Annotated in this window: 19 protein-coding genes; 9 read left to right on the forward strand and 10 right to left on the reverse strand. The window is 45.7% G+C overall.

All coding sequences use genetic code 11. The annotated features are described in order from the left end of the window. Window positions 1-147: 147 nt before the first annotated feature. Window positions 148-1,005 carry a hypothetical protein gene (locus CVV44_09860; GenBank protein PKL39161.1) on the reverse strand — a complete coding sequence of 286 codons (858 nt, stop codon included), beginning with the start codon at window positions 1,003-1,005 and terminating at the stop codon, window positions 148-150. Further along, window positions 995-2,326, reverse strand: coding sequence for an MATE family efflux transporter (locus tag CVV44_09865; GenBank protein PKL39258.1), 1,332 nt, complete (start codon window positions 2,324-2,326; stop codon window positions 995-997). The genes CVV44_09860 and CVV44_09865 overlap by 11 nt, the downstream gene beginning before the upstream one ends. 224 nt (window positions 2,327-2,550) lie before the next feature. Here CVV44_09865 and CVV44_09870 point away from each other — a divergent pair, with 224 nt between their 5' ends. From CVV44_09870 to CVV44_09880, 3 genes are all read left to right on the forward strand, one after another. Further along, a complete protein-coding gene (locus CVV44_09870) occupies window positions 2,551-6,960 on the forward strand; it encodes a hypothetical protein (protein ID PKL39162.1) in 4,410 nt (1,469 codons plus the stop codon). A 69-nt stretch (window positions 6,961-7,029) separates the two neighbouring features. Further along, on the forward strand, window positions 7,030-8,181 hold the full coding sequence (locus CVV44_09875) for a glyceraldehyde-3-phosphate dehydrogenase (protein ID PKL39163.1): 1,152 nt from the start codon (window positions 7,030-7,032) through the stop codon (window positions 8,179-8,181). 735 nt (window positions 8,182-8,916) lie between these two features. Further along, window positions 8,917-10,905, forward strand: coding sequence for a hypothetical protein (locus CVV44_09880; GenBank protein ID PKL39164.1), 1,989 nt, complete (start codon window positions 8,917-8,919; stop codon window positions 10,903-10,905). Between the two features lie 75 nt (window positions 10,906-10,980). Here CVV44_09880 and CVV44_09885 read toward each other — a convergent pair whose 3' ends face one another. After that, entirely contained in the window at window positions 10,981-12,150 is a 1,170-nt protein-coding gene (locus CVV44_09885; protein PKL39165.1) for a class I SAM-dependent rRNA methyltransferase, read from the reverse strand. Window positions 12,151-12,277: 127 nt separating this feature from the next. Between CVV44_09885 and CVV44_09890 the strand changes: the two genes are divergently transcribed. Continuing rightward, window positions 12,278-12,670: a hypothetical protein gene (locus tag CVV44_09890; protein PKL39166.1), complete on the forward strand. Its 393-nt coding sequence runs from the start codon at window positions 12,278-12,280 to the stop codon at window positions 12,668-12,670. A gap of 32 nt (window positions 12,671-12,702) precedes the next feature. Here CVV44_09890 and CVV44_09895 read toward each other — a convergent pair whose 3' ends face one another. Further along, on the reverse strand, window positions 12,703-13,617 hold the full coding sequence (locus CVV44_09895) for a hypothetical protein (GenBank protein ID PKL39167.1): 915 nt from the start codon (window positions 13,615-13,617) through the stop codon (window positions 12,703-12,705). 329 nt (window positions 13,618-13,946) lie between these two features. On the opposite strand from CVV44_09895, the gene msrA reads away from it, so the two are divergent. Then, the gene (gene msrA, locus CVV44_09900) at window positions 13,947-14,498 is read left to right on the forward strand and encodes a peptide-methionine (S)-S-oxide reductase (protein ID PKL39168.1); all 552 of its coding nucleotides are present in this window, start codon (window positions 13,947-13,949) and stop codon (window positions 14,496-14,498) included. Between the two features lie 48 nt (window positions 14,499-14,546). Here msrA and CVV44_09905 read toward each other — a convergent pair whose 3' ends face one another. From CVV44_09905 to CVV44_09915, 3 genes are all read right to left on the reverse strand, one after another. Continuing rightward, complete coding sequence (locus tag CVV44_09905) at window positions 14,547-14,927, reverse strand: hypothetical protein (protein PKL39169.1); 381 nt, start codon at window positions 14,925-14,927, stop codon at window positions 14,547-14,549. Window positions 14,928-15,096: 169 nt separating this feature from the next. After that, window positions 15,097-15,636, reverse strand: a complete 540-nt coding sequence (locus CVV44_09910) for a hypothetical protein (GenBank protein ID PKL39170.1) — start codon at window positions 15,634-15,636, stop codon at window positions 15,097-15,099. Between the two features lie 34 nt (window positions 15,637-15,670). After that, window positions 15,671-16,915, reverse strand: a complete 1,245-nt coding sequence (locus tag CVV44_09915) for a phosphoribosylamine--glycine ligase (protein ID PKL39171.1) — start codon at window positions 16,913-16,915, stop codon at window positions 15,671-15,673. A 252-nt stretch (window positions 16,916-17,167) separates the two neighbouring features. On the opposite strand from CVV44_09915, the gene CVV44_09920 reads away from it, so the two are divergent. Further along, window positions 17,168-17,569, forward strand: a complete 402-nt coding sequence (locus CVV44_09920; GenBank protein PKL39172.1) for a hypothetical protein — start codon at window positions 17,168-17,170, stop codon at window positions 17,567-17,569. A 313-nt stretch (window positions 17,570-17,882) separates the two neighbouring features. Here the strand turns inward: CVV44_09920 and CVV44_09925 are convergent, their stop codons facing one another. Next, the gene (locus CVV44_09925) at window positions 17,883-18,107 is read right to left on the reverse strand and encodes a hypothetical protein (protein PKL39173.1); all 225 of its coding nucleotides are present in this window, start codon (window positions 18,105-18,107) and stop codon (window positions 17,883-17,885) included. Window positions 18,108-18,113: 6 nt separating this feature from the next. Further along, complete coding sequence (locus CVV44_09930) at window positions 18,114-18,296, reverse strand: hypothetical protein (GenBank protein ID PKL39174.1); 183 nt, start codon at window positions 18,294-18,296, stop codon at window positions 18,114-18,116. Between the two features lie 452 nt (window positions 18,297-18,748). Between CVV44_09930 and CVV44_09935 the strand changes: the two genes are divergently transcribed. Beyond that, complete coding sequence (locus CVV44_09935; GenBank protein ID PKL39175.1) at window positions 18,749-19,387, forward strand: hypothetical protein; 639 nt, start codon at window positions 18,749-18,751, stop codon at window positions 19,385-19,387. Between the two features lie 778 nt (window positions 19,388-20,165). Here the strand turns inward: CVV44_09935 and CVV44_09940 are convergent. Continuing rightward, the gene (locus CVV44_09940; protein PKL39176.1) at window positions 20,166-22,607 is read right to left on the reverse strand and encodes a hypothetical protein; all 2,442 of its coding nucleotides are present in this window, start codon (window positions 22,605-22,607) and stop codon (window positions 20,166-20,168) included. A 346-nt stretch (window positions 22,608-22,953) separates the two neighbouring features. Here CVV44_09940 and CVV44_09945 point away from each other — a divergent pair, with 346 nt between their 5' ends. Further along, window positions 22,954-23,679 carry a hypothetical protein gene (locus tag CVV44_09945; GenBank protein PKL39177.1) on the forward strand — a complete coding sequence of 242 codons (726 nt, stop codon included), beginning with the start codon at window positions 22,954-22,956 and terminating at the stop codon, window positions 23,677-23,679. Continuing rightward, window positions 23,676-25,346, forward strand: coding sequence for a glycerol-3-phosphate dehydrogenase (locus tag CVV44_09950; protein PKL39178.1), 1,671 nt, complete (start codon window positions 23,676-23,678; stop codon window positions 25,344-25,346). Before CVV44_09945 ends, CVV44_09950 begins: the two co-directional genes overlap by 4 nt. Window positions 25,347-25,385 lie beyond the last annotated feature (39 nt).

Below are 25,385 nucleotides of genomic sequence, written 5' to 3' on the forward strand. Positions count from 1 at the left end.
AAAAATTTATAAAAGCTTTGCCTGCCCGAATATTCTGCTGATAATTTAACATATCGATCATCAGGATCAGCTTCGGATAAGACATCTTGCGTCCCATGGATTGGTTTTCGGCGTCGGAATTTACTATGTATCAAATACCCGCCCGGTTTATTTTTTCAGCATGACATTGTATTTCTTCACCATGTCTTCAGGATAATAAGACTCCTTGGCCTGGCGAAGAGCCTCGTTTCCCATATCCTGTTCAAAATTGAAACAGCAGTATTTTTTCGGCATGATATTGGCAAAATTGTTATACATGAACTGGTAGATTCCCTTGTACCGGCGCAGGCCCTTGGCGAAGTGGAGCGCAAAAACCTTTTCGTTCAACTCCTCGCCAATGATGAATCCCGCCGGCTCGTTGTCGACGTAATAGATGCCGCCGCAGAGAATGAGCTCATCGTAGAGGGTCAGAGCCTCCTTTGTGGAATAATAGTCTGTCTCCTCGGGGGCAACGGTCATCTCCTTCTGCCACAGGTCCAGTATGCGGTGGGCATCTGCCATCTCTTTTTCCGTCAGAGGAAGGGCCTGATGAGTGTAAAGAGCGAGAAACTGTGTGAGAAGGTTTTTCTTTTTATGCATTTTTTTCCCGGCATAGGAGCCCATTTTTTCTATGTGATGCATGTAATCGGAATCGTCGTTGCTGTAGCTGAATAAATACTCTTCGCCGCTGAAGGCAGTGAGCCATTCCTCGGGGATGGGATACATGTTTTCATATTCCATCAATATATCGCGGAGATAGGAGACTTCCAGTTCGCGAATATCTCTCGTGGGCATTATATACCGCCGGCCTTTCCTGGTCCGTCCCTCTATCCAGGTTTCACGGTCTGAAATGACATGATAATCGTGTACATCCCTGAAGAGGTACAGGTTGGCGAAGCTGTACTCCGAGAGATTTGTGCCTGCCAGTTTTAATGCAGTGAAAAGAACATCCTTGTGCTGCAGACCAAGTTTTTCCCTATTCATCATATAACCAATTCCTCTGTAAATATCGTCGTGTTACAAAAAGGGCATGTAAAAAAATGGAGGCGTTCATGGCCCACCAGATGGCCGGCGCACCCAGACCCGCCGTAATACCCAGGACATATGCCAGGGGAATTCTGACAAGCCAGAGGCTCATAACCACAATAATCATGACGCTGCGTGTGTCCCCCGCACCGTTCAGGCCGCCGCTCAGCACCACGGCCCAGGCCATGAAGGGTTCGCTTATCATGCTGATATAAATATAGCGTATCGATTCCGCAACGACAATAGAATCGTTGGAGAGAAAACGGGAAAGTTGACCGGCATTGAGTACGACAAGGAGGGTCAGTATGACGATGACGATAACACTGAGAAAAGCCGTGATAAGTCCCGCCCTGAAGGCGTCATCGGTTTTTTTCTGACCAAGATAATTCCCCACGATTACGGCGTTGGCCATATTAAAGGCAAAGGCAGGCAGAAAAATCGCCGATTCTATGCGCATGCCATTGGTAAAGGCGGCCAGTGTCTCCACGCTGTGAAAGGGCAGGGAGCCGATAATGAGAAAAAGAACCGTTGAGCCCAGCTGCCAGGCCCCGCGAAGAAGAACGGCGGGCCATCCAATAACGGCGATTCGTTTCACGTTTTCCCGGGAAAAGGTCTTTTTTTGCCGCAAAACCGGGCCCAGGTGGAGATAATTCAGGATACAGCCCAGGAGAACGCTGAGAGCGGTGGAAAGGGCTATTCCACGGTATCCCAGCGGTGTGTGGAAAACCAGGATAAAATTGAGGATGATATTGCTCAGGGCCGTCACTGCCATGGTGGACATGGATTTTCGTATCATGTCACCGGCCCGCATGAGACCGTTGCTGTTGATGAGAAAATAGTGGAACACCAGCGATGCAGCATATATTTCCAACAGCGGTCCGGCAACTTCCTTTACTTCACGGGGGATATGTATGATGGAGAGTATCAGCGGTGAAAAGAGAAGGCCGAAAACTCCCAGCAGGCCTCCCAGGACAAGAATGGTTACGGTTATGGACCAGGCCGAGTCCGCAAAGGCCTGTCTGTCCGAGGCAAATTGCCGGGCCGTTACAGCCACGGTCCCGATTGTCAGGGCGTTGCCGATGACCACGAAAATGAAATACAGAGTGGAGACAAATCCCACGGCGGCCTGGTATTCACGGCCAAGCTTACCGGCTATATAGACATCGGTGAGATTTATCACGAATTCAAAAAACATGATGAATATCATGGGCCAGCTTATATCCCAGCTTTTTACGGCAATGGCCTGCAATTCCCGGTTTTTAAATAGAGATATATATTTCATGGGCATAACTATATAGATCGCCATTATTATGGCAATCTAAAACCTGTTCCTTGAGCCGACCTCATATAGTTTTTATGACCCACCCTTCTATAGGGGATTCCCCTATATATAAAATAGGGGCTGTCCCATTTTCAATAAGTGCTTTGGCCTATGGACTGTGCGCTCATTCCATGGTTATACTTTTCTTATCATCAGTATGTTATCACATGTGACACCGGGCTGACATGAATGAATTAAATCACATGCACCCACCTGATCTTCAGGCTCTGTACCTACCAGTGGGGGACAGGTATGGAGCCGTGAAAAAGGTGGAGAATCTCATCTTTGAACTTGAACATACGAACATTGACTGGAAGTATGTCATCGCCGAGTTCCGGTCCTACCTGTATGACTTCCTTTACGATAGTATCCCCTATGCCCACGATGTTTTGAATATCATTTTTCATTATCTTATTGAAGCCGTGGCACGCAGGAAGGTGTCGGCTCTCCGCGCCAGTGATACTTTTTTTGACCGTTATATCTTTGTGGTTAAGCAGGTGATTGACGGGAAAGATGAATTTATCCCCGTAAAGGAAATTTTTGATGCCAATGCCTCGTCATTTCTCGATATAATGATGCAGGAGAGTGAAGAGGGTTTTTATTTCAAGGCCATAAACAACAGGGTAAAGAACCTGGGCAGCTTGCTTATCACCGCGGGAGACCGGGATGGTGATATTACAGGCATTATAGGTAAATTTTTGTTCCTCCAGTATCGCCTGTATGTAAACAGTTCCATAAAGACCAATGACTCCGAGATACAAACATTGATATCATACATCGACGACGAGATTGTGCAGGATGAACTTGTTCATATGTTCGATATCGTGTCAGAGACCACCTATGACGGGAATCTCCGCCAGATTGAACGGGTCCTATCGGAAGCACCGGCTGATCTGCTTGTTCAACACCATATATTGATGGATTTCTCACATAATGCCAGAACATGGGAGAAGATATGTCTCCGCATACGACGTATGATAGAAGAGGGGACACTGGTCCGGGATAATTCCATACTTCCCCTTCTCTCCTATTTGATAAAGAAGTCCCATGAAGGGAATGACGGTGAACTGCAGCTGTTTATATCGAGGACGGTGGCATCGGCATGCACCGTGTTTGTAGCGAGGAGAAATCATGACCTCCTTAAGAACATAATCGACCTGGTGATGCCCATACTCCTTTCAGAGATCGAGCGGGATGGGAATTATAATTCGGCCTTTTCCACCATCTACAATATCGGGAAAACAATCATAGAGTCGGGGAACATCTCTCTCATCGATTACTTCAATGACATACTTGTAGCTTCCCGTTTCTGTTTTCCCGAGTTCTCCGGTGTCGCCTCAGACTGGTCAGTGATCGTCAATGCCAGCCACCTGGAAAATATCAGAACATGGATGAAACTCATCGAGCTGAATCCGCCGGTTATGAAAAAACTTGCAGCCAGTCTTATAGTCAACATGAAGCTCGGCGGCGTGTACCTGAAAGACACCGATGTTTTCCAGAGGGACATCTCGGAACTTCTGAACAGCGATCTTGGTGAGGTGTTTTATCTTATCACGTCCCTGGCCGCGGTATTTCCGGCTTTCTACCATGATATCGGCGCCACGGGAGACATTCGTTCCTTCACGGAAAAAATTGATACCAATCACCGCATGAACGATCTCATCCATTTCCTGAGGAAGCAGGTGCATGTTGAATCATCAAGCAGGACCGTCACCCTTTTCCAGAATGTTATGGAATACTGGATGAGCGGAGAAAAAGAAATCCTGTTGAATATGATCCCCGGCGAGGTATACGAAAATATCGACGGTTTTTTCAGGATGATCAACATGGCCGACGAGAAGGCCGCCCAAATAATTTTCCAGAAGCTCAAAAAGAATTTTTCCCAGTATGATCATCTTCATTTTTGGGATATTCTGGAGGCCGTGGGAAAGGAATACTTCAATACATTCGTCACGGAAAACGATTTTGAAGATGTCGGCAACGGAGAAAAGACCGTGGTGCTTGATTACTGCAACCGGTATTTTGATTCGAGAAACCCAACGGAAATGACCAGCATGCTTCACTATATTTCCGGCATGGCGGGCCTCGATGAGTCGAAAATATCCATATGGAAAATGCTCTATGAAATTTCCGATGATGATTTCCGCAAACTTTTCAATGTGGTGAGCCAGTGCAATATTTCCAAGGTGAACATCGAGAAATTCATCACCTTTCTTCATGTCTACCGCATGCTCGTTGATAAATACAATTTCTCCGATATCCGGGGGATTGATAAACTTATGAAATATGCCTCGGAGGGCCTCTTTGATCCACCCAGGGATTTTTTTGATATATTACAGGGAGAGAATACCATAGAGGCCCTGGATGAACTTTTAAAGGTGCAGCATGAGCTGAAGGAATCGGTGCTTCTCAGCAGCAGGCGGTTCGAGGCCCTGGACACCATTGAATTCAAACGGCACATCGCCTTTGGCATTCCGTCCATGTACGGTTCCTATAAGGAGAAAAAATTTGATACGCTGAAGGTTTTTTTCCAGATGAACCTGGTCCGTTTTTCTTTCTTTGAAAAAATAGTAGAGGATTTTTTCAGTGATGCCCTCGTGGTCCCCGATTACAAACGGATGAAAACAGTCATGCAGCTGTTTATCCGCGCCTTTCTGGTCGATGGACTTGTCAACCAGGAGATGATTACCGTGGCGAACCTGCTGGAAACGCCCAATATGAAAACCTCCCAGTTTCGTGATGTGGTGAATTACCTCATCACCATCCATGGTGAAATATCGGATCGTTTCAACGAAACGTTCAAAGATGTATGCCGGGCAGCAGTGCATACCATCGGCGTCGATAATATTTCCCGGCGTTTTATCCCCAATGGCAAACCGCAGAATATCGACACTGTTGTGGACAGGCTGCTCCGTGACCAGATCATGCAGTCCCCCCACCTGCAGCTCTTTGATAATTTTCTTATCTCCATGCGTGATTGTATTATCTATGATCTTGAAGAGCACGGGGACCTGGTGTGCGTCAACAGCGACACGGGGAAACGGTTCCGGGGAAATGTGGCTTTCGCAATCGGGAAAACAGAGGCCTTCCCGGGGCAGGGGAAGATATACGCCCCGATCTGGCAGGTGGGAAATAAGGCCCATGGCCTGCTCTTTGCGGCAAACATGGAGGGAGTCAATGTTCCTCCCGGTTTTATCATTTCCTCCGGTCTATACAAGAGACTTAAGGACGGGAACCTGAAAAATCCCCGTTTTAAAAGAAAGATACTACATGTTCTGAAAAAAAATATCGACCTGTATACGGGCGGCCGTTACGCCAACAAGCGGAATCCCGTTCTGCTTTCTGTTCGCAGCGGCGCCGTCTTTTCCATGCCCGGTGTTATGGATACCATAACCAATGTGGGAATAACCCAGGAAATCCTGGATCAGTATGCCCGCCATGATAAATGGTTCGCCTATGACTGTTTTCGCCGGCTTATCCAGGACCTGGCCATATCCTCCTTTGGCATGGAAAGAAGCATTTTCGAGAGCCTCATGAATGAGGCAAAAGAGGAAGCAGGCGTTGCTCTCAAGGAGATGCTTACGGGAAAACAGATGGAGGCTCTGACCCTTCGTTACCGCTATGCCATTAACAATTTTGGCTACTCCATACCCAAGGACCCTTACGAACAGCTCCTCCATGCCATCATTGCCGTTTATGAATCCTGGGATTCGGAGATAGCCAGGAACTACAGGGATTATATCAATATTTCCGGTGAGTGGGGAACCGCCGTCGTTGTTCAGCAGATGGTTTTCGGTAACTATTCGCCGTTCAACATCACAGGCGTGGTGCACAGCCAGTACCTGGGAAAGGAAAAAATCAGCCTCTTCGGTGAATACAAGACACGTGCCCAGGGTCATGACATTGTCAGCGGAGTGGCGAAGGTATTCCCCATCAGCGAAGAACAGAAAAAAATATATGAGCATAGCAGCATTTATCCTTCCATGGAAAACAAGTTCCCGGATATTTACCGGAATCTTTTTCTCCTGGTGAAACAGATCAGGGACAGCTGGGGCAATGACGTGGAGATTGAGTTCACCATGGAGAATGACCTGATCTACATACTGCAGATACGCGGAATGACCAAGCATATATTCGATGTAGAGGAACTGGAGGAGTCTCCGGCTGATCTGCAGCACTCCCTCCTTGGACAGGGACTGGCCGCATCGGGGGGAGCCGTATCGGGCAGGGCGGTTTTTGACATGGACCGCATAGGCATTATGCGGAACAAATATCCCGGAGAAAAAATAATCCTCATGCGTCCCGAAACGAACCCCGAGGACGTCATGGGTCTGAAAGAGTCGGATGGGATACTGACCTGCATCGGCGGCATGACCTCGCATGCCGTTCTCCAGATGCGGCGTCTTGAAAAGAGCGGTGTCAGTGATTTTAACATCATGAAGATTGATGAGGACCGGAACATAGCCGTCGTTGACCGGGTTCTCATGGACGGGGAAAAGGTCAGGATACTGGAAGGAGACCATATTACCATTGACGGGAATACCGGGTACGTATACCTGGGGCATCATCCCACGAGAAAAAGAAACGGTCATTGACCATGATTATATGCGGGGACTGAGACCCTGCCATATATACGGGTAACTACGATTTACAAGGAGAAAAATATGAGCAGCATATCCATAACATCGGCGGTGGGGGTCAACAGTATCGGCAGAATAGGGAAACTTCTGGTCTGGAGCCTGACGGCACGCAAAGAACAGGACAGTATAGTAATTTCCACGGGACGTGAAGTGGGGAAAAGCATCGAGGACCTGGCGACCTATTTAAGCTATGACTCGACCTATGGTTCCTATTCCCGGTTTTTTTTCGGATTGCAGGGAGATGAGCGGGTAGAGATACGCGGCGGCAACCTGTACATGAACGGGGTAAAAATCATATGGCTCAATGATGCGCCGTGCCGTGTCCCTGGCAATATCCCCTGGTCTGAGTACGGCGTGGATGTCGTTTTTGATACAACGGGTAAAATGACGGACCCTACTGCTACGGAAAATAATTCACTGCGGGGACATCTCAATCACGCGAAAAAAGTTATCCTGAGCGCTCCTTTCAAGATAAAGAACAAGGGTGCCATGCTTCCCGAGGATTCGATCACCGTTGTGGGCGGTATTAACTTTGACAAGTATGATGAAAGTATCCATACTGTTATATCCAATGCATCGTGCACCACGAACTGTTGTGCTCCTCCCATCAAGGCTCTGGTTGACCATTTCGGCGATAAATTCATCTCCTATTCACTCACGACGGTTCATGCTGCCACCAATTCCCAGAGTGTGCTTGATTCCCTGCCGAAGGCGGGAGACAAGGATACACGGAAAAGAAGAAGCATCATCAACAATATGATTCCCACGTCAACGGGAGCCGCCAATGCCGTCCTGGAAGTGATCCCGGAAATACGGGATCTGGGTATCGGGTCACAGGCTTCATCGATTCGTGTTCCCACCAACACTGGATCCATCGTTATTCTCGATATAACCCTCATGGGTGAATTCGACAATGATCAAATACATGAAATTTTCCGCGAATATAGCAGGAAAAATCCCGACATCATGAAGTTCTCTACTGACCAGCTCGTGAGCGGTGATATTATCGGCAGCCCCTGGTCAACCGTGTATGACTCTCCCTTCACGCATCGAAGGACTTCAAAAAGAAACAACCAGTTTTTCACCATGGTGGATCTGAACTTTTGGTATGATAATGAATTCGGTTATGTCTGTTCGCTCATGAGGCTCTATGATCATATGACGGGAAGGCGGTAGGAAATTTTCTGTTGAGATGCCTGTCTTTTCAGAAGGTATAAACATATAAGATATAAGAACATTACTTTAAAAAAATTGGGCCGAAAGGCCCTTTTTTTTCAATTTATTCAAAAAAATCCCATTTATTTTTGATTTTTCTCCATAAATTTAGTATATTACTCCGATTTACAAAAGCATTAATTTAGAGCTTTTCCCATTCGCCATTCAGAATTTTTATAGCAAAGCAAATTTCATGGTCAGCGTTTATACAAGGTAAAACACTGTATATTCATTAATAATTGAAAATGTCCATATATATCACTATTTTACAACTGTTAGAGTGGGAGGTCCAACTACAAAAAATATCTGCACTTGAAATGTTTTAGCACTATATATGAATACACGAGCTTCTAAAAAAAGCTTAAACTGTATATTCTTTGCATAACTGTCTCAGTATGTAAAGAAAAGCAGGGGCCCTGAGTTGACAGCAAAATCATATATCACTTCAAATAAATACAAATAAGTCAAATCAGCCCCCTGAAAAATTAAACTATCCGAAAAAGGGGGTACGTCATGAAATTTTTTCTATTATTAACCGGGCAAAGAATAGGTGCCAGGCTGTTACGCCTGTGTTTTTTGCTTCTTTGTACATTTTCTTTGATCCTGATTCCCGGATGTCTACCGCAGGGCGATAAAGGTACTCTGACCATTGATTTCTCGGTAAACAATGGACGGAGTATTCTACCTGAAATCGATATGGATATCAGCCGATATGATGTTCGTGGAACAGGGCCGGGAGGAGCTACTTTTTCTGTGTCAACCGTGGAAAGCTCGGTTACTATTGATGATATCGTGCTGGGTACATGGGTGATAGAGGTTGATGGCCTGAACGCCGAGGGAACAATTATCGGCTTTGGACAGGGCGAAACCACGCTTGTCAATTCACTTGGAACAACATGCAACATTACCATAAGCCCGCTGTCAGGGGAAGGTGCCCTGGCTCTCACGGTTACTTGGGGAGATTACACGGGGACAGTTCAGATTTCATCTCAGCTTATTTCCCGCGTTTCCACTGCGACACCAATCCCTGTTGTATTTGATATCGGCACGGACAGCGCTACATACACGAACGATGCAATTCCCGCCGGTTATTATGATCTCACCCTGGTAATCAGCAATGAGACCAGGGATATCGGCGGCGCAATGGAGACAGTGCGGATTGTCAATGATGCCACAACGAGCGCGACGATTAATGTTACCATTAATGAAGGCGGTGATGCGACGATCGTTATCGACGAAGTCATGAATGATCCAATCAATGTTGTATTGACCGGCCAGTTGAACCTGCTCCAGGAGGGAGGCTCAATGACGGTAACCGCCAATGGAGAAAATATTACTGCGGAGGAGGAACCGGTTTATAGGTGGTATCTCAATGGAGGCCTGATTCAAACCGGTGCAACGGCAACTTTTGGCAGTAACCTTACCATCGGGACCTATCGACTGGATGTGAGCATCTTTTCAGGAGATGGTGAAAGAGGCGGTTCGGCAACACATGCTTTCACCGTGGTTGATGCGGCAGAATACATATATGCGCCCGAGAATTTATCCGCGCTTTCAGGTTCCACCACAAGCATCAATCTTGAGTGGGATGATATGTCCGGAAATGAAACCGGGTTCAGAATTGAGCGGAAGATGGGTGAATCGGGAATCTTTGAGGAAATTGCAGCAGTTGCTGCCAATGTCACCGCGTATTCCGATGAAGGGCTCTCTTCAGGAGCTGTGTATTTTTACCGGGTATGTGCTTATAATGGCTCATACAATTCAAATTACTCGGATATCACTGAAGGCACGGTGCAGAATCCTATAGAAGTATCTGTCATGGCAGACCATACCTGTATTGATCTATCTCAGGTTCCTGAAGAGTGGATAAATACCGCGAAAGATGTCCTGCATATTGCCTATCAGAATACCTCGCATGGGAGCCAGATCATATCAGGGATGAACACCCTTGAGGCTTATCCCGCTTTTGGTGATCTTTATCAGCTAAGCGAAGACGGCAGCGAGGGCTTAGATCTTGATTCCTATGATCCCATCATGTCGGGATATCATGATCTCAGCACCGAAGATTCTGAAGATGAATACGGAAATACCCCTTGGGCGAATGCTACGCGTATCTTCCTTGATAATGCCGATAATTATCACATAAATGTTGTTATGTGGTCATGGTGTAGTATCGACGGCCACAATATTGATCGGTATATAACAAATATGGAAAATCTCATTGCCGAATATAGTGCAGAAGGAACTAATCCCCGCGCAGCGGAACATCCGGTAGAATTCGTTTTCATGACCGGTCATACAGGAGGCCAGGATGAGACTGCATTTATTGCCCAGGCGGCAGCGCAGATTCGTTCTCATTGTATTGCCAACAACCGCTGGCTCATCGATTACTATGATTTGGAATGCTATGATCCCGATAACAATTACTTTGGTGATTTATATATCACCGATAATTTGAATTATAATTCAGGTGCTAACAACTGGGCAGTTGAATATCTTGAACGTCATGACGGTGATATACTGGATATTCTCACTATGGGAGACGGAGATTCTTTCAGCGGCTGTACGGACTGTGCTCATTCAGATAGCCCACGTGCAGCTACTTTGAATTGTGTAGTAAAAGCTCAGGCTGCCTGGTGGCTTTTTGCAAGACTTGCCGGATGGGATGGGGTGTCAGCGACTTAGCATAATCGGTAATTGGAATGTGCAAAAATTCCGGCGGCGATTGCTGCCGGTTTTTTTAGAGATACTACTCCTGATTTATTCAATATACAATAGCACGGCCTTCAGATATTCCGTTTCAGGGCAGTAGATGCTGACGGGATGGTCGCCGGGGTGGTTGAATTTTCCCAGGATAGAGCCGTTTCTGCCCGAGTCTGCCAGGGCTGAGAACAGGACTTTTTGGAACAGGTCCATATCCACAAAGCGTGAACAGGAGCAGGTAAGCAGCAGTGTCCCGGCGGGACATCGGCGGGCGATCTGGAGATTGAGGTCTTTGTAGCCCCGGCACCCCTTTTCCAGGGATGAGCGGTTTTTTACCAGGGCCGGCGGATCACAGATAATGAGGCTGCTGTCCAGCGGGGCCTCGCGTATATACTGGAATACATCTGATTTTATATAACGGCTATTTTTATGAAAGCCGTTAAGTTCGGCATTTCGTTCCGCCATGCCAAGGGCGTCCTGCGAGGAATCAACTGAGATGACTTCCCGTGCCCCTCCTTTGAGGGCATGGAGAGAGAATCCTCCCGTGTAGCTGAAGAGATTCAAAATGCTTCTATCCCGGGCCAGGCCCTGAATCATGAGCCGGTTTTCGCGCTGATCAATAAAAAAACCCGTTTTCTGACCGTGATGCAGGTTGACTAAGATGGATACCCCGTTTTCCTCAATGACAACCTCTTCCGGTGTTGTTCCATATACCTGGCCGCAACGCTCAGATATCCCTTCGAGTTTTCGTCCCTCATGTTCACTTCGCTCATAAATACCGGCGGGTTGCACCAGTTCCACGAGAAGATTGATTATAGGGTCCCGAAGCTTTTCCATGCCCAGCGTCAGGAACTGGACCACCAGGTGTTCATTGTACCGGTCCACAATGAGTCCCGGCAGGAAATCGCCTTCGGAAAAGACCAGTCGTATGGCGCTCGTTCCGGAGAGCAGGGGATTATGCGTGCGTTTATTCAGGGCATTTGTCAAAAGTTCCCCGAGATAATCCTTCGTGACGGGCCGCTCAGAAAACGAAAGCATACGAATGGCGATGGGGGTTCTGCTGTTGAAGTATCCATAGCCCAGATGGACACCGTCGCTACTGCACACGGCGACCATGTCCCCGTCTTCTATGTGGGAGGCGCGCGATTGCAACGCTCCGGAAAATATCCATGGGTGCCGGTTCAGAATGGATTTTTCCCTGTTTTTTTTAAGATATACTGCTTCCATGGCCGTTTATACAGATATGAGACGGCATGATGCATGACAATTCATTTTTAATTCTTCAGCCTTTTTTTACCTGAATATCTCTATTATTGACTCAATAGTACCGATATTAATAATGAGTAGGTGAACCATGGATGAAATAGCACATAAGGAATACCGCATAAAGAAAGCTGATGTCGTTTTTTATCCCGATACCCGTGTGCAGCATGATCCGGGAAAAGACGGTAAAGGACGGAATAGCCGGCGGCATCATGGCGATGATGGCAGGAATGAGGTAAAGGATTATGTCGATGATATGATTACCATGGTGGAAGATGCGAACAGCCAGCTGGAAATACAGGATTCCCCGTTACGTTTCCGTATTCACCGTGAGGAGGATGAGGTGTTTATCGATATCATCATCACCGATCGGAAAGGCACTGTCCTGGCAGTCCGGGAAAAAAATATTACCCATGAAAAGTTCCTTGAGGCCGTGGATCACATTTGTGGCAGGGAGGGCCTGCTCTTTGATCAGCTGGGCTGATTGTCAAAAATGCATGCTTCAATTCCCCTGCTTTATTTCGTGACTTTTGATTTAATCATCTTCTGATCGCCGCGCTTGAGCTTAACCCTGAAATTGGTGTCTTCATCATCGATAATCCCGTTCAGATATTTCATATGCCGCTTAATGGCCACTGTGTACAGATTAGAGTTGATGTGGTATCGTGTTTTGAAATGAAACCTGGAGAAGCGCTGGACATTGAGATATTCATTCTTTAGGCGACTGTCCGTGAGTTCATAGAACCCCCTGGTTTTCCTGATTATATCAAACTCGGTGTCGTATCCGGGAACTCCCGCCTCCCTGAATTCATAATAGAGGAACAGGAGCTTTTCCAGGTAATCCCTGTCGGCCATCTGGCCCAGAAGATCGGCCGAGCCCAGCATGGCCCCGGCTGTCCGCTCCTCCCTGGATTTGAATGGGATGTCGTTAAAACTGGTGTTGAGGCCCGTACTCTGTATATTCCATGAGATTCTCTCAACACTGGAACCGCTCAGTTTCAACTGACCGTTAATTTGTGCAAGGAATTCAATACTGCGGTTTACATGATCTTTTGTATATTTAGCTCCCGTACCGCGGTAATCACTTTTTGTCTGAATATATCCCGAATCATGGAACAGGGCGGCAATGATGAGGTCCCGGGCTGTTTCATTAACCATGGGCTTTTTGCCAAGGGAATATCCATCGAGGAGCCGTACCGCGGCCAGGGTAGCGTCCAGCGTATGGTGGAAGTCATGATACTGGGTGTTGCACGAGCGGTAGCCGGGATAGTTGCCTTCAAAAAGATTTTTTGTTATGGTGTAGGCTTTATTGATCGGGTGGAAATCCTTTTCGGGATAATGAAATAAAAATATGCGTTTTATCTCTTTGAGATAATCAGCGGGTTTATTGTTTTTCATTATTTTAGACAGTTGATTTGTTCTGCTCTTCATTAATCCGGCTCCATGAGTGTAGTATCTTCTTAATCAATCAGGATTGCGATTTTGCTGTGATCCCGGTGAGTCAATACGAATTCATACGCCACAGGCGCTCTGTATTCTATTACAGCCCGATATTTTTAAAAGTGCAAGAAATAATTTATTCACACAGACCGGCACGTAAAAAAGTAACTTTCCTTTTCTGTAATAACCACATGTCAATACCTGAAAGGAAAAAGGTTGATGATGAGAGGGAATGTCCATTCACGTGTTTCTGGTGATTTGATATGAAGTATTTGAATATATTATTAACGATAATTTTACTGGCAGGCATGGAGAGTATAATGGATGGAAAGGAAAGACAGGCCGGGATAAAACAGGAAAAGGCCACATTTGCCGGGGGGTGTTTCTGGTGTATGGTGCCGCCTTTTGAGAACCTGAAGGGAGTTGTGGGGGTTGCTTCCGGATACACCGGAGGACATACTGACAATCCAACCTATGAAGAAATATGTTCAGGAACAACGGGCCATATCGAAGCGGTGCAGATTACCTATGATCCGGCCATAATAAGCTATAATGAGCTTTTAGATGTTTTCTGGCAGCAGATCGATCCCACCGATACGGGCGGGCAGTTTGTTGATCGCGGCACCCAGTATAAAACGGCTATTTTTTATCATTCCGAAGAGCAGAAAGCCATGGCACAGAAATCGAGAGACAGGCTGGAAAAGTCAAAGCGTTTCGGTGCCCCCATTGTCACCGAGATACGCATGGCCGGTGTTTTTTATCGTGCCGAGGAATATCACCAGGATTATCACAATAAAGACAGTTTCAGGTATAAAATGTACCGGAATAATTCCGGCAGGGATCGTTTCATCCTGAAGTACTGGGATAAATGATCGGGAAGCGCAACGCTGTGTTCTTTATACTGTATACTGTCCCGGAAGTCAGGCGTTGAAAAACTTATCGTCGGGCATATTCCGAAGCTTGTTTTCCATTATCCTGTTTTTTGTGTTTATGGAATCCTGTTCCAGATTCTGCGAGGTCCGATAAATCTTTTCCAGGTTGGAGATAATATGAAAGGCAGCATTACCCAGCCTGATTATATTGTTCCTGGTGGTTATACCGGCCTGAATAGTCTGCACCTCACGTTTTCTGCATTCCACTATAAGTTCATGATGCAGTTCTTTTTCCTCGTCGCTCAGGTTCTCAATAATGTCCTCAATAGAGTTGATTGAATCCAGTCGTATGTTCATAAAATCCTTCATGCATATGAAAAATGTTTCATCTTGATAAAACCATTTCAGCTCACGGAAGCCCGTAGTCAAGGGAATATTAAAAAAAATTTCTTCATTAAAAAAAGATGAATATACATTATTTAGCCTGTTAATTTATATATAAATATTGTTGCATGGATGAAATATCCGAATATTTGAAGGGATTTGATAATAGCGGGACTTTGACGCGGCAGGCGGAGAGGCGCGTGCCGCTTGTGTTTCACTTAACGGGCATGAGTTCCTTAACCGCTGACGCTGCTGCATCGACAGCTGCACCTTTTTTAACCAGGTCCTCGTATTGAATGATGAAGCGTTTCAATTCGGTTTCGCCCCTATAGGTAGTGAGAATAATTCCCCTGCTTTTTTGTCTTCTGCAATAGCCGGTCTTGCAGAAGCGGCAGTTCGATATGACCAGTCGCAGGGATTCAGCGGGAAGGGGGTTATCATTGACCCAGCGTCCCAGTTGGGTCACTAACTCATCGAAGAGCTGCTTAACCGGCCCATCCAGGATGTCGTCGGAGAGCCGGCTGGAATAAATTACCTCAATGGTGAAGTCACCACGGCGCACGGTTCGTTTCCCATCCTCAATGGGCTCGCCATAGGGTGTTTTTCCGTCCATGGGAATGATGGTGACACTGCCGTCTTTTGCCGTATATTGGATGGATCCATCTTCATTGTATTGTATCGGCTTAGAACGCAACTCGTAAGAAAAAAGAATCAGCATCACGGCGATAATAATTACAGGCACTTGTTTTTTCATGTATCTTTCCCCTTTGCTCCCCTACACGGTTATTTTACTTTAAAGCCCGGTGGGCGATGTCTTTCCGATAAAAGGCATCGTCAAAGGAAATCCTGTCGATTTCATTGTACACCGCGTCCCTGGCCTGGACAAGAGAGTCTCCCAGCGCCGTTATATTCAGGACTCTCCCGCCGTTGGTGAAAAATTTTCCGTCTTTTTCCACTGTGCCGGCATGGAAGGCCGTGATGGAATTGCTCAGTGAATCGAGGCCGGTTATCTCTTTCCCCTTTTCGTAATCACCGGGATATCCTCCCGACGACATGACCACGGTGATGGCATGCTTTTTTTTGAATGATATAGTTTTTGTATGCAGCGTGCCTTTTATTGAGCCCTGTATAAAATCGCCCAGTTTGCCTTCCAGGAGAGGCAGGATTACCTGGGCTTCGGGGTCGCCGAAGCGGACATTGAATTCCAGAACTTTTATATCATCACCGTGTATGATGACCCCGGCATAGAGTATGCCCTTGAAGGGAACCCCCTCCTTTTTCATGCCGTCAATGGTGGGCTGCAGCACCATGGAATGAATCCGTTTCAGGCGCTCGTCGGTGACTACGGGAGCCGGCGCATAGGCGCCCATACCGCCCGTATTGGGTCCCCGGTCGCCGTCGAAGATACGCTTATGGTCCTGCGCAGCCACGAAGGTCAGGACTGTCGTGCCGTCGGAAATGCCCAGTACCGATGCCTCTTCACCCTGGAGAAAATCCTCGACAAAGACGCGGGTCGTGTCCCCCACGTTTTCATTGGTGAAGGCAAGGGCCTCTTCCCGGGACTCGGGTATTCCGACACCCTTTCCCGCGGCAAGCCCGTCGAGCTTTATGACAACAGGGAATTGCTCCTGGCTTTTAATGAAATCAAGAAGTTCGGCCTTTCCTGTAAAATCATGGTGCCCAGCCGTGGGTATCCCGTATTTTTCCATGATCATCTTGGCGAAGAGTTTGCTTCCTTCGAGCCGGGCTGCTTCTGCCGAAGGGCCGAATACGGGGATATTCTCTTTCTGCAGGTGGTCTACGATGCCGGCCGCCAGGGGCGCCTCGGGGCCCACCACGACCGTATCAATCCCTTTTTCCCGGCAGAATCGTGTGATTCCTTCGAAGTCGTTGATGCCCAGATTAACACGATATGCCGGATCGATGCCGCCGTTGCCCGGCGCCACATACACCTCATTGGCGCTTCCATCTTTCAGAAGCCGCCAGGCTATGGTATGTTCCCTGCCGCCGGACCCGATAACGAGATATTTCATGATTTCCCCCAGTTTCTTCCTGTATTTTTCATAACAGCATTAAAAAAGTCAATTCAAAAGCTATAATGCAGGTGTATTAACATTGCAGGTACAACAGGTGATTTCTTCCGTAGCAGGCGTGTACGTAAAGAAAAAATTTGAAAATTGAGGGGAAATTATTTAGATTATAGAAGATATTTTCATCTTTCTCCTGTTTGCATAACTACCAGGTGTGTAGGTAATAGGGGTCAGAGCAGATAAGGGAAATGCGTAATGTCATCATACACACAACAGAAAAACATTTCGGCAATGAATGACCTTTTTTTCTTCGGAGATAACGGCGATGTGAAGGCTGCCGTGGAATTTCTGCTGAAAAAACTGCCCACGAAGGTGGCGGAAACCATCTATCAGGACTGTATCGTCATTGTCATTAATGATACACTTGACGGTTATTATATCCCGGCAGAACTGGTGACGGGGAAAAGCATTATCGTGCTCAATTATGAGCTGTTCAGGAGTAAATACAATAAATTCATTACCACTTTTTTCCATGAGGTGGCCCACCACTGGCTGAAACATGCCGTGCTTTTCGGCAGGGACTCGCAGAGGGAGAAAATACAGGAGAAGGAAGCAGAGGAACTGGTCTCCCAGTGGCTCCTGCGGAACGGGGATTGAGGGTGGGCTCTGCGGGGCAGTTTTTGCCGTAATCCACGGCATTGGAACCAATTGCCCCGTTACCACGGGGCGGATGGTGGTGCCCCTTTTTTGTCGCGCCACAAAAAAGGGCGCTCGCTCAGGCGCCGCGAGGGGCTGGCACTATGATTGCAAGTAACTCGCTCAGTGTGGTCTGCGGAGGCACATCGTGTGCCATCCTCGACCACAGCCAATGCGCTCGCCCGTCCATGGGCTCGCTTTCTGCGGTAAGGATTTTTAATAGGAATGACAATCTAAGCTGCCACATATCCACGACCCGATAAAATATGGTTTTTCATTCAATTAACAGGCCTTCACCTTCGTATAGTATATGTGTACATCTGATCAGAACATGGTGAGAAACCTCCGTATAGACCGGGACCCCTCTTAATTTTTTATATCCCACGGGCCTTGGGTTTTGAGCCAGGGTGTCAATGGCTTTGTTGAGACGGGGAATATCTTTTTGAGGTATTTTTTTATAATCTCTCGTGGCGGCAGGAGAGAAAAGAATTTCATACATAGCAGCTTACCGTTTTATATCTTTCCATGAGGCGGGTGTGTCATGTTGCTGTTTTGCTTTATCATAAGCAGCGATATCTTCAAGGTCTTCAATGTAATCCATGAGGCGGTCATAGTCTTTTTTGGTAAGGATTACGTTGGTTTTTTTGCCGTTATCATCGATGATGTATTTTTGATGTACTGAAATCATAACACTGCTCACTTGGTAAAAAGTATTTTTGAGCCTAGAATATTGACTTTTAAGCAAAGATATCTCGTATAAAAGTAAGAGTCAAGTCAAAATAATTTAAAAAACCTCGCCTGCCGGGAACTTTCTGCTAATCTTTTGACCTATTGGTCATCAGGAACGGGTTCCGATGCTTCGACAGATTCAGCACAAGTAAGATCTGTTGTGTCCCCTCAACCGTTTTTTATCGAAGGAATTTCCTATATTTCAAGCTCTTTAAGGTTTTTTATCCTGCAACAGAACTAAAAAAGCCTTACATGACCATGATACTCTAAATACAGAGATAATCTTTTTTATATATGCATTAAATATTATATCTTTTATTAATATTAATACAATATGCTTGACACTTTTAGAGTTTTGCTCTAATTCAGTCAAAAGCTTACATCTATTACTCTATAGGAGGAGTTATAATCATGAAGTTACTTTTTAATTACAGGCTAATCTTTTCTCTTTTATTTGCTTTAACTCTCATTCTGGCAGGATGTGATGCCGGTGGCGGCGGCGGTGACGATGACGATGACGATCTGGACCCCGATCCTACCCCTTATACAATCACTTTTGTGAACAACACTGGTGCCATGCTGAGCAATGTATATGTTGGCCCCAGCTCCTGCGGTACCATGGACGTAGGCGACACGTGCTCTTACACCTATACATCAAAACCCAGCAGTGTAACGATACAAAAGGAGAGCGCTAGTGATATCGGAACAGCTTTCGACAGTAATGTCTATCACACCCCGGGAGCCGGAACATCTGGTACCTATACACTTAATACACCAAGCGGTTATTATGCTCTCTGGGTTAAGAATAACACCAGCATAGAAATAGATTTTATGGGAATAAACTGGACAGGATCTGATTATGCCGATGGTTATAATTTTACCAGCCATATTACAAATAATGGATTATACCGTTATATCGGTTTAGTATCTACGTCATGGACTAATGTAGACCTTTGGAATACAACTGATGATATTTATGTTGAATATATGGACATTAATCCAGCCACTATCAGTGGTGTCCGATCCTACACATGCATTGTTAATCCTTAATACAGATAAACATACAAAAATAAAAAAAGAGACTGGTTTTAAACCGGTCTCTTTTTTTATCAGTCTCTGGCAGCTGTTTCAGGGAACTGTACAGATGCTAAAAGGCAACACCAGCAGCAAAATTACCCACTATAATTCCAGAATACCTCTAGTTCGCATTCTAATTAATTTTTGATGTAGAGGCAGCGTCAAAGGGGTCCTATGCATCCTGTTTAAAGTAGCCGCTGTAACCGAGTTGTACGTAGACATCAAGATAGACGAAGGACCATTGCCTTATGCGCTGGCTGATGGTGCAGCAGTTGATTATATATTTAAAAGTATTGCTGTGACCGTAATAATGGGTATAAGATGACTTTAATTAAATGATGGGGGAAGTTTACCATGTATACAAAAAAACGCCCGATAAAACTCATTGTTCACGTACTCTGCCTGATACTCTCTTTAGTGGCAGTCAAGCATGGCAGCGCGGAAAATGAAGAGTCACTTTCAAAAAACTTGTCCCGGATAATCCTTCAGCGAAAATTTTAAAAAAGCCTTGCCTTCCCGGAATATTTTGTCAATGTAATATCAGAGTAGCAAGGTTCAAGATGCAAGGTGAAAGTCTAAATTGCCAGCATAGTTTAACTTGTCCCTTTTTTCTTGTACCTTGCAACTTATATTTCACTGTCCCTTCAACCGTTTTTTATCGAAGGAATTTCCTATATTTCCAACGAAACCAGACACCTCAGCCATTGTTCATACTGTGATTATATTTTGAATTTTTTAATCTAAGTATTTATTATTCTCCCGGCTGAACGACAAAGTTACCTACTGAGTAGATACTTGCACCACCCGTGTCATTGCTTATTTTTATTGGATCTGTTCCATCAGGTCTAATAGAATAGAGCTGTGTTCCTTTACCTGTTTCATGATTAGCGAGATATATTATTCTTTGACTGTCTGCGGTGATATAAAATGGAGCCCATACAATCCCGGTAAACGAATTGGTCAATTGAATATTGTCAGTGCCATCCGGTGCCACGGAAAAGAGTTCATATTTCTCATCCCTAATCAGATCTCCCCGATAAATGATCCTCGAACCGTCAGGAGTAAAAAGGAAAGCGCTTAAGTTATTATATGATTGGATATCTCCACCAGCAATAATTGTTTTATTTAATTTGAGCAAATCTGTGCCGTCAGAAAGAATGGAATAAAGCTCCCACTGGTCGTAAGTCTGCTGATCAGCCTGATAGACGATTCTTGCGCCATCTGGAGACCAGGCATAGAGCCATAAGTGACATGAATACATGGTCAGCTTTACAATGTCAGTTCCGCCAATAGGTACTATAAAGAGATCAGAATTGCCGACAAAGCATATTTTTGTACTGTCCGGAGACAGCGAATAATTAAATACATTGTATGCGCCGCTGACCAGGGTTTCTTCCTTACCGTCTGCCTGTACAGTGTACAGCCTGTAGAAATCCAAATCATGATCTTTTGTCGTGAAGGCAACACAATTACTATTATTGGCCCAGGAGAATGATAAAACTGAATCATCATAAATTAAAGTACTTAATAAAATTTTATCGGTTCCATCCGGCCTGATTGAATATAATCTAACTCTATCATCATTATAAAATTTGACCGTATAAAGGATTCTTGAACCATCGGGTGACCAGGCGAAGGAACGAACATACCCATCTGGAGCCTGATTGAATATTACTTTACCTGTACCATCCGGTGAAACGACAAACAGTTGATCATGAATGTTTATGGCTGCTTCAGAGGCTATATATGCTACAAGAGAATTATCAGGAGACAAGTCATAACTATGAACAGATACACCTCTATTAAGAGTTCCATTAAGTTTTATACAATCTCTGCCATCAGAAACGACTGAATATAATTCCAATATTCCGTCGGTTTCCTGGTCAGCACAATAAATAACTCTTGAACCATCACCGGTAACTTTATAATATTGAACACTCCCTCCAGCAACGAGGTTATTATTAACCTGCGTCAATCCCGTTCCATCCGGAAGCACTGAATAAAGATAATAAAAATTATTAAATGATTTTTCAGCAAGGTAAAAAATACGGGAACCATCAGGTGACCAGCTAAAAGTAATGATGGTTCTGCCTTGAAGTAGAGGGCCATTAACCTTAACCTGGCCGGTTCCATATAACGAGGCAACGTATAATTCGCAAGGTGAAGCGGAGTCATGACTGGCACGGTATAGTATTTTTTTCCCAATTGTTCCAAAAGATATTGTTATTGGTGAAAAATCACATCCGTCAAGACTTGCGGTAAATCCATTTGTGGTAACCGTCACCCGCTGGTCCTTTGAAAAACTGGTGGCAGGGTCAATTGTTAACCGGGTATTATCGTCATTCCAACTGCCTGACGTGTATTCATCGGTCCCATTGACAGTGACAGTCCAGGAAGAACCCGTGTCAACCGGTTCGTCAAAAGCAAGCACGATGTTTGTATCCAGGGCAATATCTGCAGCACCGTTCGCCGGAGTTGCAGATATGATGGGAAGCTCGCTTACCGTTGAAAATGAAGAATTTGCATCACTGAATGAGTAATTATCAAGACTGACCTGGAACCCGCGTGCCAGAACGGTTACTTCTGTATTTCTTCTGAAATCAACCGCTGGTTCAATTGTCAGTTGAGTACAGGAAGTATTCCACTGTCCTGTGGTATATTCATCAGTACCATTAATAACGACACTCCATGATGCGTCCGGGTCTGCCGGCTCGTCAAATGTAAGTATAATATTACTGTCTACCTCGATTTCTGTTGTACCATTCATGGGGCTTATTGAGAAGCTCGGCTCGGGGGTTGTGTTAAATGAAAAAAACCTGTTGTCTTCTCCGAGAATAATATTTACATCCTCGGCGCTTACGAAATTGATCAGTTCAATCTCAATATGCTCGTCCCGGTTGAAGGGTTGTGAAGGTGTAATGGTAAGTATTTTTCCTGATACATCAAAGCTGCCGGACATAACCGGTGTGTCATTTATCAATATCATCCAACCATCCTGTAAAACAGGGCGATTAAAAAGAATAGTAATATCCGTTGTGGTGCTTATATCCGCTGAGTTATTTTCCGGCAGAAACGAAGCGACAAGTAAATCCGAATCGGAGGCTCCTTCTACTCCATCGCAGGCAGACAGAGATATAGCGATAGCGAAGAAAAAACATAGTAATTTCAACATTCTGCACATATTGTACTCCATTATATAATATTTATAACTTTTGACATGTTAAATAAGAGTTTCTTTATTTCAAGATAATATGAAATTATTTAAATGATGAATAGTATTCCATATTAGAGTGAACCACTTTAATGTCAATATTAATTTCCGTCCGGTTGGACTTTGTTTTTAAAGAGAAATAGGAAATCAGTGACTCTATACCCTGCAGCGTTTTTTCATCGGCCCCGGCAGCCTCGACTTCTTTTTAATATGTTTTACCTGATGCCTTTTTCCGCATTAATATACTTGACGCTATGATGTTTTATATGTACATTGTAATTGGTCGGACCAATGGACCATCGGACCAATATTGGAGCCAGAAAAACCCATGACACAGAAGCTGAAAACGCTTATTCCCGTCAATAAGAGCAGGCTGCACGAAGAAATTGTTCTTCAGATAGAAAAAAAGATAATTTCGGGTGAACTGGCAGCCGGCGATAAACTTCCCGCTGAACGTGAACTTGCCATAAGTCTTGATGTAAACCGTTCAACGGTACGTGAAGCCCTGAAAAAACTGGAGATGCTGGGACTTATCGATATTCATCACGGAGACGGTATCTATGTGCGCAATTACCTGGAAAGCGGCAACCTGGAACTGCTGAAAACGCTCATCTATATGGGAGACCGCATCAATGTCGGCATTCTGGCAAACCTGCTCGATGTGCGGAGAATAATGGGAGCCGAAATGGCAGGCCGGGCGGCCCTGTACAGAACCGAAGAGCATCTGTCGGAGCTCAGGTCCGTCATTTCTTCTGAAATAGAAGAGACCGTTCTCGAGGGAGACCTGCGCGTGCATCATATCATCGGGAAGGCCAGCGGTAACCTTCTCTATGTATTCATACTGAACTTTTTCAACCAGGTGTACCGTGATTACGGATATCTCTATTTCGATGATAGGGATAATAGCCGCCGGTCGCTGAAATTCCACCACGAGATATTGGAAGCCCTTGAAAATCGCGATGATACAAGGGCAAAAAATATAATGGCCGATGTGCTGCTCTATACGGAGGAACGCATCTATAAAAAATACCGGGAGATAAATGGTCTATCATGACCGTAGGAGGTTCCCTGATGAAACGTTTTATTGAAGAGTATGCGGGAAAGGAGTTTGATCTTGTTATCGTGGGAGGCGGCATCACGGGTGCGGCTGTGGCGTACGATGCCGCAAGCAGGGGTTTGTCCGTGGCACTGGTGGAAAAAGGGGATTTCGGTTCCGCCACCTCGTCGGCCACATCAAAGATGATCCACGGCGGGCTCCGGTATCTTGCAACGTTCGAGTTCGGCCTGGTCCGGGAGTCGCTGCGGGAGCGGCGTATCATGGAGAATATCGCCCCTAATTTTGTCTATCCCATGCCCGTCATGTTCACATCGAGCGATACCCGTCTCTCAAACAATAAATGGTTCATTGAAATCGGCATGATTCTTTATGATATACTTTCCTTCGACAAGGGGTGGACATGGGATAAAAGCAAAAAGCTGCCCATGCACCGCATGGTCTCCCGGGACAGGGTCCTGAAAATGGAACCAAATGTTAAAAAGGAGGGGCTTACCGGGGCAGCCATGTACTATGACTGTGTCAGCATTGTCCCGGAACGGCTGACCCTGGCGTTCATTAAATCGGCGGTGAAATACGGCGCACAGGTATCCAACTATACAAAAGCCATGGATTTTATCACTAACGGTGGGGACGGCAAGCACCGGCGAATAACGGGTGTCAGGGTGAAGGACCTGATAAAAAACAAAGAACATGATATCAGGGGCAAGCTGGTAATTAACTGCGGCGGTCCCTGGGCCGATATCCTCCTTAACCTGGCCGGAGGGAAAAAGGCCGATGAAAAACTGCGGCGCTCCGAAGGCATTCACATTATAACGAAAAAGCTCATCAACGATCATATCGTGGGCTCCACCACGGCGGCAGGGAAACATTTTTTTCTCATTCCCTGGAGAAACCACTCTCTTATCGGAACAACGGACACGGAGTATGTTGGAAGCCCCGATGAATACTGCGTTACGCGAAAGAGTATAGAGTCCCTTATATCGGAAGTAAATGAGTCTTTTGGAAACGGGTCTCTGATAAAATATGATGATATTCTCTACACTTACGGCGGCCTTCGGCCCCTCGTGGAAGACCAGACCGAGGACGTCTATGAGTCTTCCCGCAAGTACGAGATTTACGACAACAAAGAGGACGGCCTCGATGGTCTTGTAACAGTGGAAGGCGGGAAATACACCACGAGCCGGAACCTGGCCGGCAGTGTCATGAAAATGGTGAAGGAAAAAATCGGGAAAAAAATCGGTGAGGAAATCACTGCCAAGGAATATCTCGCGGGAAGCGAGATTCCCGACATGGAGATGTTCGTCCTGGAATGCAAGAAGAAATATAACAGTTTCCGCGATTCTCACATGGACTATCTCAGCCGGATTTACGGCAGGGAACTGGACGCGGTCATGGCCATTGCCGGTGAAAAAAAGGAATGGTCTGCGCCCCTGAACAGAGACGGGGAAATGCTGGCCCAGGTGATATATGCCATCAGGAACGAGATGGCCCTGACCCTGAAGGATATTCTCTTCAGGAGAACCGGTCTGGGTACTCTGGGCCATCCCGGTGACGCGGTCCTCAAAAAAATTGCTGACACAGCGGCCCGCGAGCTGAAGTGGGATGAGAAGCGGAAGAAAAAAGAGATAAAAGAAGTTCTGGACCAGTTGCGGATTCCGGAATAACATCCGGACTTGGCGCTCATATATAGTTAAAGGCGCATG

This window comes from Spirochaetae bacterium HGW-Spirochaetae-1, from assembly GCA_002839375.1.
In the GTDB taxonomy this organism is placed as follows: Bacteria; Spirochaetota; UBA4802; order UBA4802; family UBA5550; genus PGXY01.